The organism is Macrococcus equi (assembly GCF_047426745.1).
Lineage (GTDB): Bacteria > Bacillota > Bacilli > Staphylococcales > Staphylococcaceae > Macrococcoides > Macrococcoides equi.
Map to the genome: position 1 here is coordinate 1,716,420 of NZ_CP179732.1, position 13,415 is coordinate 1,729,834.

General features: G+C 34.0%; 11 protein-coding genes and 1 other annotated feature (1 of these 12 only partly in view). All 11 genes read left to right on the top strand.

The window, feature by feature from the left end:
• Positions 1 to 12 (top strand) — a binding site (T-box leader) (it extends 191 nt beyond the left edge of the window).
• A 57-nt stretch (positions 13 to 69) separates the two neighbouring features.
• Positions 70 to 2,697 (top strand): valine--tRNA ligase, encoded by a 2,628-nt coding sequence (locus tag ACMGE6_RS09020; protein WP_414053521.1) that lies wholly within the window; start codon positions 70 to 72, stop codon positions 2,695 to 2,697.
• A 4-nt stretch (positions 2,698 to 2,701) separates the two neighbouring features.
• Positions 2,702 to 3,970 carry a bifunctional folylpolyglutamate synthase/dihydrofolate synthase gene (locus tag ACMGE6_RS09025; protein ID WP_414053522.1) on the top strand — a complete coding sequence of 423 codons (1,269 nt, stop codon included), beginning with the start codon at positions 2,702 to 2,704 and terminating at the stop codon, positions 3,968 to 3,970.
• Positions 3,971 to 4,070: 100 nt separating this feature from the next.
• Positions 4,071 to 5,456 (top strand): YfcC family protein, encoded by a 1,386-nt coding sequence (locus tag ACMGE6_RS09030; RefSeq protein ID WP_414053523.1) that lies wholly within the window; start codon positions 4,071 to 4,073, stop codon positions 5,454 to 5,456.
• Positions 5,457 to 5,631: 175 nt separating this feature from the next.
• Positions 5,632 to 6,378: a prepilin peptidase gene (locus tag ACMGE6_RS09035; RefSeq protein ID WP_414046177.1), complete on the top strand. Its 747-nt coding sequence runs from the start codon at positions 5,632 to 5,634 to the stop codon at positions 6,376 to 6,378.
• Complete coding sequence (radC, locus tag ACMGE6_RS09040) at positions 6,378 to 7,049, top strand: RadC family protein (protein WP_414046178.1); 672 nt, start codon at positions 6,378 to 6,380, stop codon at positions 7,047 to 7,049. The genes ACMGE6_RS09035 and radC overlap by 1 nt, the downstream gene beginning before the upstream one ends.
• Positions 7,049 to 7,411: a hypothetical protein gene (locus tag ACMGE6_RS09045; RefSeq protein ID WP_414046179.1), complete on the top strand. Its 363-nt coding sequence runs from the start codon at positions 7,049 to 7,051 to the stop codon at positions 7,409 to 7,411. The genes radC and ACMGE6_RS09045 overlap by 1 nt, the downstream gene beginning before the upstream one ends.
• 315 nt (positions 7,412 to 7,726) lie before the next feature.
• Entirely contained in the window at positions 7,727 to 9,457 is a 1,731-nt protein-coding gene (locus ACMGE6_RS09050) for an ABC transporter ATP-binding protein (RefSeq protein ID WP_414053524.1), read from the top strand.
• Position 9,458: 1 nt separating this feature from the next.
• Positions 9,459 to 11,198, top strand: a complete 1,740-nt coding sequence (locus ACMGE6_RS09055) for an ABC transporter ATP-binding protein (protein ID WP_414053525.1) — start codon at positions 9,459 to 9,461, stop codon at positions 11,196 to 11,198.
• 4 nt (positions 11,199 to 11,202) lie between these two features.
• A complete protein-coding gene (locus tag ACMGE6_RS09060) occupies positions 11,203 to 11,682 on the top strand; it encodes a GNAT family N-acetyltransferase (protein WP_414053526.1) in 480 nt (159 codons plus the stop codon).
• Between the two features lie 48 nt (positions 11,683 to 11,730).
• On the top strand, positions 11,731 to 12,150 hold the full coding sequence (locus tag ACMGE6_RS09065; RefSeq protein ID WP_414053527.1) for a DUF4930 family protein: 420 nt from the start codon (positions 11,731 to 11,733) through the stop codon (positions 12,148 to 12,150).
• Between the two features lie 113 nt (positions 12,151 to 12,263).
• The gene (locus tag ACMGE6_RS09070) at positions 12,264 to 13,400 is read left to right on the top strand and encodes a glycoside hydrolase family 3 N-terminal domain-containing protein (protein ID WP_414053528.1); all 1,137 of its coding nucleotides are present in this window, start codon (positions 12,264 to 12,266) and stop codon (positions 13,398 to 13,400) included.
• Positions 13,401 to 13,415: the final 15 nt, after the last annotated feature.

The window sequence follows — 13,415 nt, forward strand, 5'->3', positions numbered from 1 at the left end:
CCCGTCCTATTGTTTAGGACGGGATTTTTTTGTAGGAAAGTTTAAAACAAAAATTTTGGAGGCTATACTATGGAGACAAAATATAATCCTAAACAAGTTGAACAAGGTCGTTATCAGGAGTGGTTAGATAAAGGTTTATTTAAAGCGACAGAAGATAATGATAAAAAGCCGTTTACAATAGTTATTCCACCACCAAACGTAACTGGAAAACTTCATATAGGACATGCTTGGGATACTACTCTGCAAGATATTATTACACGTATTAAGCGTATGCAAGGCTATAATACATTATATTTACCAGGTATGGACCATGCCGGTATTGCGACACAAGCAAAAGTTGAGGCGAAATTACGTGAAGAAGGTATTTCAAGACATGATATTGGACGTACAAAATTTTTAGAACATACGATGGAATGGAAAGATGAATATGCAGGATTTATCCGCAGTCAATGGGCAAAGCTTGGATTAGGTCTGGATTACTCGCGTGAAAGATTTACACTTGATGAAGGATTAAGTGAAGCTGTTAAAGAAGTATTCGTTAAAATGTATGAAAAAGGGCTTATCTATCGCGGAGAACGTATTATTAACTGGGATCCGGCAGCACGTACAGCATTAAGTGATATAGAGGTTATACATGAAGAAGTAGAAGGTGCATTCTATCACATTAAGTATCCATATGCTGATGGCTCAGGCTATATTGAGATTGCAACGACACGTCCTGAAACACTACTGGGTGATACTGCTGTTGTTGTACATCCAGAAGACGAGCGTTATAAAGCGGTGATAGGAAAACATGTTATATTACCGATAGTGGAACGTGAATTACCAATATTAGGTGATGATTATGTAGAGATGGAGTTTGGAAGTGGTGCGATGAAAGTAACGCCTGCACATGATCCGAATGACTTCGAGATTGGTAATCGACATAATTTAGAACGTATAAATGTGATGAACGAAGACGGTTCAATGAATGAATTAGCAGGTAAATATGCAGGAATGGATCGCTTTGAATGCCGTAAAGCTTTAGTCAAGGACTTAGAAGATGCAGGTCTGATGATTAAAATTGAAAAACATTTGCATCAAGTAGGACATAGTGAAAGAAGTGGGGCGATTGTTGAGCCATATCTTTCTAAGCAATGGTTCGTAAAAATGGCTCCTCTTGCTGAACAAGCTTTAGACTTCCAGAAAACAGAAGAGAAAATTGACTTTGTGCCGCCACGTTTTGAGGGTACTTTCAATCGCTGGATGGAAGGTATACATGACTGGTGTATTTCGCGCCAATTATGGTGGGGACATCAAATTCCTGCCTGGTACCATAATGAAACGGGTGAATTATACGTTGGAAAAGATGCACCTCAAGATATAGAGAACTGGACTCAGGACGAAGATGTTTTAGATACTTGGTTCTCAAGTGCATTATGGCCATTCTCAACACTAGGCTGGCCTAATGTAAATGCTGATGACTTTAAACGCTTTTATCCGACAAATGTTCTGGTAACAGGATATGATATTATCTTCTTCTGGGTAGCACGTATGATATTCCAGGGGATTGAGTTTACCGGGACAAAACCATTTAATGAAGTATTAATCCACGGATTAGTCCGAGCAGAAGATGGGCGTAAAATGAGTAAATCACTTGGGAATGGTGTAGACCCGATGGATGTAATCGAACAATACGGTGCAGATAGTTTACGTTATTTCTTAGCAACAGGTTCAACACCAGGTCAGGATTTACGTTATTCTACAGAAAAAATTGAATCAACATGGAACTTCATCAATAAAATATGGAATGCATCAAGGTTTAGCTTAATGAATATTGGTGATGATTTTAAAGCAAGTGATATCTATTTAGAAGGTAAAAAATCATTAGCTGATGAATGGATATTAACACGATTAAATGAAACGATTGAAGAAGTTACACGCTTAGCCGATAAATATGAATTTGGTGAAGTTGGTCGTGTGCTTTATAACTTCATCTGGGATGAATTCTGTGACTGGTATATCGAGATGAGTAAGATACCGATGAATGGTGAAGATGAATCTGCAAAACAAATGACACGCTCTATCCTAGCGTATACGTTAGATAATATTATGCGCATGATGCATCCGTTTATGCCATTTGTTACAGAAAGTATCTGGCAAAACTTACCTGTAGAAGGCGATTCAATCGTTACAGCGAGCTGGCCGGTTGTACGTCCAGAACTTTCTAACTTAGAAAGTAAAAAAGATATGGAACAACTCATGGAGATTATTCGCGCGGTTCGTAATACACGTAGCGAAGTGAATACACCAATGAGCAAACAAATTCCAATGATGATTAAAACAAACAATGCAGATATTGCGGCACGTCTGGAAACAGAACGTCCATTTATCGAACGTTTCTGTAATCCAAGTGTTCTGACTATTGCTGAAGATATTGAAATGCCAGAAGAAGTTATGACAACTGCTGTGACTGGCGGACTAGTGGTGCTTCCATTAGAAGGTTTGATTGATATGGCAAAAGAAATTGAACGTCTTGAGAAAGAACTAAAAAAATGGGCTTCAGAGTTAGAGCGTGTAAATAAGAAATTAAGCAATGAAAAGTTTGTATCAAAAGCACCTGAAAAAATTATTAACGAAGAAAAAGAAAAACAAGCACTTTATACTGAGAAATATAATAGTGTAGAGGCTCGCTTAAATCAATTGAACGGGAAGTAATCTTATGAATTATTTAGAAAGTTTATACTGGATTCATGAACGTTATAAGTTTGGAATTAAGCCTGGAATCAAACGTATGGAATGGATGCTAGAAAGACTTGATCATCCTGAGAGAAAAATCAACGGTATACATGTCGTTGGAACAAATGGTAAAGGATCAACAGTCAGTTATTTAAAAAATGCTTTGATGGCTAACAACTATACTGTCGGTACATTTACATCTCCTTATATAGAAACATTTAATGAGCGTATCAGTTTAAACGGATACCCGATTACCAATGATGAGATTGTAGGATTAGTGAGTATTGTTAAGCCGGTAAGTGAAATGCTTGATGCTGAAACGGACTTAGGTGTAGCCACAGAATTTGAAATTATCACGATGATGATGTTTGTGTACTTTGGTCAGATTCATCCAGTTGATTTTGTTATCGTTGAAGCGGGTCTTGGAGCCAAAAATGATTCTACGAATGTATTTATGCCGATGATGACCATTTTGACGAGTATTGGTCTTGATCATACGAATATTATCGGAGACTCATACCTTGATATCGCAAAAGAAAAAGCCGGTGTAATTAAAACTGGAGTTCCTCTGGTATATGCAGTAAAAAATGACGATGCAAAAGCTTATATTAATGATGTAGTAGAAGAGAAGCATGCAAAAGGAATTAAGCTTGACCGTGATTTCCATTGTCTATCTAATGGGAAGGAATTTACGTTTCGATATAAAGATTATGAACTAGAAAATATTGAGTTGAAGATGATCGGAAAACATCAGCAGGAAAATGCTTCACTTGCTATTGCAACTTTACTTGAAATGTTTGACCGTGGCATGATCATGTTGAATTTTAACAAAACAATAGATGCAATAGAAGCAACGACCTGGACAGGTCGAATTGAAGAGATACAACAGCATCCAACGATTATTTTAGATGGTGCTCACAATAAAGAATCTATTGATGTACTAGTAGAAACAATGCAGCAATATTATCCAGATCGAAAGATTGACGTGTTATTTTCTGCAATCGATGGGAAGCCGATCGGAAAAATGCTGAAATCTCTTGAGCATATAGCTGAAACATTTTATGTGACGACCTTCGATTTTCCGAAAGCACTACCCGTTGACACATTGTATGAAAACGTTGAGCATGAAAGAACAGTTAAAATTAAAGATTATGCACAATTTATAAAAGACTACGATGGCGATTTACTGCTCGTGACAGGTAGCTTGTATTTTATAAGTTCAGTGAAAGATAAAATAAAACAAGATAAATAAAATTATTTTTACAAAGAATGCTGAGAATATTCAGATTCTTTGTTTTTTTATGTAGAAAATTCAGAAATTTAGGGAATACGTTTCCAAAGGAGGGTGAATAATGGAGAAAAAATTAAAAATGCCGCATACATATTTGCTGTTATTACTAATTGTTGCCTTGGCAGCAATTCTAACATATGTTATACCGGCTGGAGAGTTTGATAGAGAAGTTATAAAAAAACAGAATGTAGTAGTTGATGGTTCATATCATGAAGTCAAGCAGACGCCTGCAAAACCGATAGATGTTTTTCGTTCAGTACCACAAGGATTGATTGAAGGAGCTGAAATTATCTTCTACATCTTTATTGTGGGAGGCGCCTTTGGAATTATACACCGTACAGATGCGATTACGACAGGTGTAAATGCTTTAATGAACCGAATTGGAAAGCAAGGGAAATGGTTGATTCCTATTACTATGATCATATTTAGTATATTAGGCTTTTCAATTGGGTTGAGTGAAGAAACAATTATTTTTGTACCTATTGGAATTGCACTTGCAACAGCACTTGGTTATGATGCCATGGTCGGTGCAAGTATGATTGCATTAGGTGCAGGTATAGGATTTCTGGGAGGTATGATCAATCCTTTCACTGTTGGAATCGCTCAGAAGATAGCAGAAGTTAAGTTGTTTTCTGGCTGGGGATTTAGAACAGCGGTATATATTTTAGTTCTTTTTTCAGGTATTTATTATGTAATGCATTATGCCAAAAAGGTAAAAACTGATCCGTCGAAAAGTTTATTAAGTGATATTGATGTTGATAGTCGAAGTACGATGAGTGAAGATGTTTTAAATACAAAATTTAATTCTTTTCGTAAACGACATGCATTAATATTACTCCTGTTAACTCTGACAATTGTAATAAATGTATTTGGTATCTTTAAATATGATTGGTTTTTATCACAGATGAGTGCAAATTTTCTGCTAATGGGTATACTTGCCGGAATAATTGGTGGACTCGGATGGAACGGTACGTTTGATGCACTACTTGAAGGAATGAAAGATATATTATTTGGCGCAATCATTGTAGGATTTGCTAAAGCAATCGTAGTTGTATTAACGTCTGGCAAGATTATTGATACGATTGTCTTTTACATGACAGATTTTATTGATCATCTTCCCACTGCATTCTCTGTCATCGCAATGTTCATTACACAGCTAATTTTAAATTTCTTCATACCATCAGGATCAGGTCAGGCAATGACAACAATGCCAATTATGGTGCCGATTAGTGATTTACTACATATTAATCGCCAAGTGGCAGTGCTTGCATTTCAATACGGTGATGCTATCAGTAATAATATTATTCCAACTTCAGCATCTCTTATGGGATTACTGGCTGTTGCCGGTATTCCTTATACTAGATGGTTAAAATTTGTCTGGAAAATATCACTAGTTTGGGTAGTAATATGTTTGTCAAGTTTAATCCTGTATGCCTATATTTTTTAATATGGTAAAAAAGTCTCAAAATTAAAAATCTGCAATAAGTTTTCGCAGAATTTTAATTTTGAGGCTTTTTTTTGAGTTTTTTACTTTAAAATCATGGAGATATTAAATTGCTGCATTTTTACAACAATTTTTTTATATTTTATAGTCAATATATCCATATCGAAAGGAGGAAGTCGTGTTTAGTGATAGCTTACTGATAATTATTTGGTTCATAATAGGTTCAATCATAGGGTCCTTTATGATGTGTCTGACCTACGAGGAACAAAGCCTGCTACGTAAATCTAGGTGCGATGCATGTTGTCAAAATTTAAAGTGGTATGATTTAATACCAGTCATATCGTTTTTACAGACGCGTGGATATTGTAGATATTGTCAGCAAAAAATATCGATTAAATATTTGCTCTGTGAATGTTTGACTGGGGCTGCTCTTATTTTAATTAGTTATAATCAGGTGCTGGATATTGCTCTGTTGTGCACAATAGCAATCATTATCATTCCACTTGCTATTTACGATACTGAGCATATGTTAATACCTAATTTAATGTTATTCATATTGTTCACTGTATTATTTATCAATACTTTATTTTTGAGTTTCAATCAAAGTCAACACATCAACTTTACAATGATTTTTTATAAAGTATTAATTGTCTTGCTACTTCATCTCTTTTTCTTTCTTACACATAGTATTGGATATGGGGATATTAAATTATTTTCAATACTGCTGATCTTTTTACCTATTCCATTTTTTATTTCACTATTTTTTGTCACTTATTTAATAGGTGGCAGTGCCTGTATTGTTTTTTTAAGCTATAAGACAAATATTAAGAGAATGCCGCTCGTACCTTTTATCACGGCAGCATTTTTTGTAGTGCTCATTTTATATGATGCAATTAAAAAATTGTATTTTGGAGGATTTTTTTGATGATTGATTTTGCTTTAGATATCGATAAACCTAGAGAGCGTTTAATGATTTATGGTGCGGATAAACTGACGAATCAGGAATTACTGTCATTGATTATCGGCAGTGGGGTACGGGATGAATCTGTATATAAAGTATCTGACAATCTGCTTGGTCAAGTTGATAGTATTAAGGCATTAAGATATTTAACGTTGCAGGAATTAACACAGATTAAAGGAATTGGAGAAAGAAAAGCTGCTACAATTTTAGCCGTCATTGAACTTGCTAAACGCATGCATACGCATTCTATGGAAGAAAAAATTCGTATTAAATCACCCCAATGTGTTGCTGAACTATTGATGGAACGCATGCGTTATCTAACACAGGAGCATTTTATCATTCTCATGTTAAATACTAAGAATGTCGTTATTCATGAACAAACCGTTTTTATCGGCTCACTTAATGCATCGATTATTCATCCAAGAGAGATTTTTAAAGAGGCAATAAAACGTAGCGCTGCAAATATAATAGCAGTGCACAATCACCCTTCAGGTTGTGCAGAACCAAGCTATGAAGATATTGAAGTGACTAGAAGGTTAGTCAATGTCGGTGAATTAATCGGGATTGATTTGATAGATCATATTATTATTGGTGATGGGGAGTTCATCAGCATAAAAGAAAGAGGGCAACTATAATGGGTCTTGATATGTATATTTACTTACAGGATAAACAGACGAATGAAATGATAGAGTTTTCATATTTTAGAAAGTTCAATGCTTTACATGGCTATTTTGATATGAAATATAATCTTGATAATCCATGTAGTATAAGGATTTCAGAAGAAGATATAGCGCATCTCATGTTTAAGGTGAGTGCTATTCGTCAGAATGCAACAGTTGCTGAGCAATTACTCCCTGTTTATTATGGACCATTCTTTGGCAACTACGATTATGGCTATATCTATTTTGATTATATTGAACAGCTGTATAAAGATTTAAAAAGACTTAAACATGTTGACCGTAATAAATTTAATATTTTGTATCAAGCGGATTATTAAACTTTGTAAATTTAATGTAAAAATAATTCGAAAAGCGAAATTTTTTAGAATAAACTATTGTAATTTTCTGAAGATTAAATTATGATTAAAACAACTTAATTAAGGAAGGAGGAAATAACATGAACAATACTTATTATTATTCAAAATCACAGCATTATTATCAATTTCCTCCTGCAATCGAATGATATTAGCGTATATTTATAAAAATTACTCTGCGCTGATGTAGTTTCACTGTGGGAGCTTACCCACTCAAAAATGTGCACATGCTCAATATTTGAGTATGTGTATTTTTTTGGGTAAAAAAGGAGGATTTATATGTTAGATGTTTTATTTAAGTTAAGCTGGTTTTTTAAACAGGAAAAGAAGCGGTATATCATAGCTATCATTTTACTGTTATGTGCAAATATCACGGAGATTATTCCGCCATGGTTAATCGGTAAAACGATTGACTATATTCAATTAAAGACATTAACGAAAGATAAGTTCACATGGATTATTGTCATATTTTCTATCACTCTGATGATAAGCTATGTTATTAATTTCTTGTGGCGCTATTTATTATTTAATGGATCACAAATTTTAGAAAGTATTATGCGAAGAAGAATGATGGCAAAGTTTCTGACCATGAGTCCTGGATTCTATGAAAAAAATAGGACAGGTGATTTGATGGCAAAAGCAACCAACGATCTAAGTGCGATTCGTCAGACAGTTGGATTTGGTATTCTCACTTTAGTTGATAGTACAACCTATATGTTGACAATCATCGCGACGATGACCATCGCTATATCGTGGAAATTAACATTAGCAGCATTAATCCCTTTACCGATGCTTGCATATATTGAACAACGCTTAGGTAAAAAAATTCATGAACGCTATATGATTAGTCAGGATGCATTTGGAGAGATGAATGATAGCGTACTTGAATCGATTGAAGGTGTTCGAGTAACACGTGCATTTGCACAGGAACAACAACTTGTTCAACAATTTAGAAATATGACTGCTGATGTTGTAAATAAGTTTATTCATGTTGAGAAACTTGATGCTTTATTTAAACCGATAACTATTATAGTTACTTCACTAAGCTTTATGATTAGTCTTGGTTACGGTAGCTATCTTGTTAATCTAGGTGAAATCTCTGTCGGTGAATTAATAACATTTAACGTTTATTTAAATATGTTAGTTTGGCCAATGTTCGCGATAGGTTTATTATTTAATATTATGCAAAGAGGTAATGCTTCACTCGACCGTGTGATGGAAACATTGGATACACAAGATGTGATGCAGGATAATGTCTCACTTATACCTAATGATCATAACGTTACATTTCAGGCGGTTTCATTTAAATATCCGACAAGTTCAAAAAGAAACCTAAAAAATATAAATATAAAATTAAATGCCGGGGAAACATTAGGTATTGTTGGTCCTACAGGTAGCGGTAAGACCACCCTAATTAAGCAGATATTAAAGGAATATCCTATGGGTGAAGGTTTTGTGAAGATTGGTGGGTTAAATTTGAATCAGTTATCAAAGGTAGAAGTAAGAAAGAAAATAGGTTACGTTTCTCAGGAAAATATACTGTTTTCTAAATCAATCAAAGAAAATATAAAATTTGGTAAAGATGATGCAACTGATGCTGAAATTGATGAAGCAGTTCACTTAGCAAATTTCACCGAGGATATTAAGAGGCTACCGCATGGTCTTGAGACTTTGGTTGGAGAAAAAGGAATAGCGATTTCAGGTGGGCAAAAACAACGTATTTCGATTGCACGAGCAATGATTAAAAATCCTGATATATTAATACTCGATGATTCTCTGAGTGCGGTTGATGCAAAAACTGAAACTGCAATTATTAAAAACATTCAGGCCTCTAGATATGGTAAGACAACTATTATTACGACACATCGCTTATCAGCAGTACAACATGCGGATTTAATTATTGTATTAGATAACGGTGAAATTATTGAATTTGGTAAACATGATGATTTAATCAAGAATAATGGATGGTATAAATCACAATTTGATCGACAACAGTTAGGAGGTGAATAAGATGTCAACGACGAAACGTCTATATCTGCAAGCTAAAAAAGAACGTAAACTCTTTTTTATTGGTTTTATCCTTTTATTCTTTTCTGTTGTTACAGAGCTAATTGGCCCTATAATAGGAATGTATATTATAGATCACTATATAAAAACAGCGACAGAAGGGCTAATTCAAATGAAGCCAATTCTTTTACTGTTAGCTATTTATTTCATTATTGCACTGATGTATGCAATTTTAAGTTATTATCAGACGATTTATTTTCAGACTGCAGGTTCGAACGTTATAAGGCATTTAAGAACGGAACTATTCAGTCATGTTCAAAAATTACCAATTAAATACTTTGATAATCTACCTGCAGGGAAAGTCGTTGCTAGAATTACAAATGATACTCAGACGATTTTAGAGCTATTCACAGTTATGTTACCTGCTTATATATCTGGCATTACGAATATCACAGGGATTATCATAGCTATATTTTATTTCAATGTTAAAGTTGGTTTTGTTGCATTAATCGTTGTACCGCTACTATTTGGTTGGTTATTTATCTATCGAAAAATAAGTGACCGTTATAATAATATTGTTCGGGAGCGTAACAGTGATATGAATGCAATGCTGAATGAATCTATCAATGGTATGCCTATCATTCAAGCATTTAATCAGGAAAAAAAGATTCAACGTGAGTTTGATGCATTAAACGAAGAATATCTGAAAAATTATAGCAAAATTATTCAGCTTGATTCATTAACGAGCCACAATCTTATGGGATTTATACGTTCATTGGTTTTCTTAATCATGATATATATTTTTGGGCAATCCTTTTTATCACATCATACTGTTCTAACTGCAGGAATGATGTATATTCTTGTCGATTATTTAACACGATTGTTTAATCCAATGTTTAATATGGTTAATCAGTTAAGTGTATTAGAGCAGGCAAGAGTTTCAAGTAATCGTGTATTTGAAATGATGGACGAACAAGCCGAATTAGAAGAAGCTGATGTATTATCTGAGTGTAAAGGGCATGTCATATTTAATGACGTTTCCTTTGGTTACAAAGAAGATGAACTTGTGCTGAAAAATATTGATATTAATGCATTGCCAGGACATACGATTGGCTTGGTAGGACATACGGGATCGGGGAAAAGTTCTATCATGAATCTATTATTTAGATTTTATGATCCAACATATGGTCAAGTGATGATAGATGGTATTGATACGTCTACAGTGACCAAACAATCCATGCGACAGCATATGGGTATCGTCCTTCAGGATCCATATTTGTACTCTGGAACGATTTTATCAAACATCACATTAGACGATCCACGTATATCACGTGAAATGGCAGTCGCTGCACTAGAGAAGGTTGGAGGAGATAGAGTATTACAACATTTAGAGAACGGCGTTGATACAGAAGTTGTTGAAAAAGGATCAACGTTATCTAGTGGTCAAAGACAGTTGATTTCTTTTGCTCGTGCACTGGCTTTTAACCCCAAAATATTAATTTTGGATGAAGCTACTGCTAATATTGACAGTGAAACAGAATCTATAATACAACACGCAATGGATGTATTAAAAGATGGTCGCACGACTTTCATTATTGCACATCGTTTGTCAACGATTAAACATGCTGATGAAATCATTGTGCTTGATAAAGGTGAAATAGCAGAGAGAGGAACGCATGAACAACTTATTCAGAAAGATAAAATCTATGCTAAAATGTATGCATTACAATCAGGAGTAAGGTGATAAGTTGATTGATTTCCATATTACAGCGATGAATCGCAATATTGCTGAACAAATCAGTACATGGGATTTTGGTGAAGGATATGAATTCTACAATATAAATGAAGATCCTTATGTTATTGAGACTTTTTTGAATGGACATTATTATGTCATTTTTAAAAATGACATAATATTTGGCTTCTTTTGTGATGGAGATAGCGCACGTATGCATGATGAATATGAAATTTGCGATGATATGATTGATATTGGTTTTGCATTACACCCTAATTTTATTGGACATGGATATGGCCGACAATTTATTAAGTTGATCATGAACTATTATGGTGACAGCTTTAAGTTTCGTTTGACCGTTGCAGCATTTAATCAACGTGGTATTCGCTTATATGAAAAGATGGGTTTTATTGAACAAAAAAGATTTTTTGAGACCATTGAAGGAACAACATATGAATTTATTGTAATGGTTATGAATCAATCTCAGGACCGATGAATCTCTTTTCAATTCCTTGTAATATTAAGGTTGAAAGTAGGGGATTGAATGTTTAGGTTAATAAGAAGATTAATTAAATTAAGTTTATTTATTGTTATAGGTATTATGGTTTATTTTATTTTTCAGACGAATCCCATGATGAATCAAAATCAAGTAGAAGTCACTAATGAAACGGTTAAAAATGCAAATACATACACCTTAGAAGATAATGCTTTATTTAGAAACATTCCGCTTTCTCAAGTTAAAAATGCATTCAATTTTATGGATAAACAAGAGTTTATGGATGTCTCTGGATTATCGTTAATGGGATATAATGACGATTTTTTAATTGGAAAGCGTGGCAACGATTTTATCATGTATCGATTTGGAGAAAATAAAGTCTCTGTGTTCAAGAATGAGTTTGATTTAAATCAGGCATTAACTGAACGTAATCAAAATATTCAAATGAAAGATAGAAGTGCTTATTAAGTTTTAGCCCGGTTTCATCGATTGATGATTCCGGGCTTTATTTTGTTTTTGGCGTTTTTTTGTTTATAATGATTACGTTATAGAACTAAAAATGAAGCATAGGGTGTGTTTGATTGGCTAAAAAATATGTTTTTTTAATCATTTTAATTATTTCGATGTATTACTTATCGGGTTGTAAACAATCTTATAATACATTGAATACAGTAGGTTTCGGTGTAAAACCTTTAAATCAGGTATCTATGATTCCCTATACCATTGATCATCTAACACTTGAAGAAAAAATTGCTCAGCACTTTATATTAGGGTTTGAAGGGACATCGTATAACGATACGCTCACGCATTATAACGATTTAAATATTGGCGGTGTACTATTATTTAAAAATAATATACAGAGTACAAACCAAACGCGAATGTTGACTCAGTCAATTTCTAGTCATTATAAAAAAATTCCGATGTTTATCGCTGTAGATCAAGAAGGTGGAAGAGTAAATCGATTTCCCGATGAGATTCCAAATATTGAGCCAGCATATCAAATTAGGAATAAAGGTAGTGAGCAACTTGCTTATGAAAAAGGACGATATATTGGTCAGCATTTAAATCAACTTGGATTTAATGTTGATTTCGCACCGTCACTAGATATATGGAGTAATCCGGCTAATGCAGTAATTAGTGACAGAAGTTTTGGTAACACATATCAGGAGGTTATTAAGTACGGATTACCTTTCAACCGTGGTATCAATGATGAGAACATCATTACTAGTGCAAAACATTTTCCAGGACACGGTGATACATTTGTTGACAGTCATGATAGTTTACCATTAAGTCAGATGGATAAACAGCGATTATTAAATAACGAGATTCAACCATTTAAAGCGGCTATCAAGGATGATATCGATATGGTGATGGTAAGCCACATTTTGTTTCCGCAGATAGACGCTAAATATCCAAGTTCAATGAGTCGTAAGATGATTAAGGAAATTCTGCAAACAGAACTCGGCTATAAAGGTGTTATTATTACAGATGATTTAGCAATGGGTGCTATCGCAAATGAGTATTCGCGTGAAGATGCATTATCAAATGCCTTAAATGCAGGGGAGACGATGCTCTTAATTGGTTCAAATACAGGGGATATTGATGCGCAAATTCAATATTTAAAAAAGCAGGTAGAGAACGGTAATATTAGTGAAAAAATAATTGATGAAAATGTTGAAAAAATTCTCAAGTTAAAGCAAAAATATGGTATCGTATAATATATTAAAGTATGT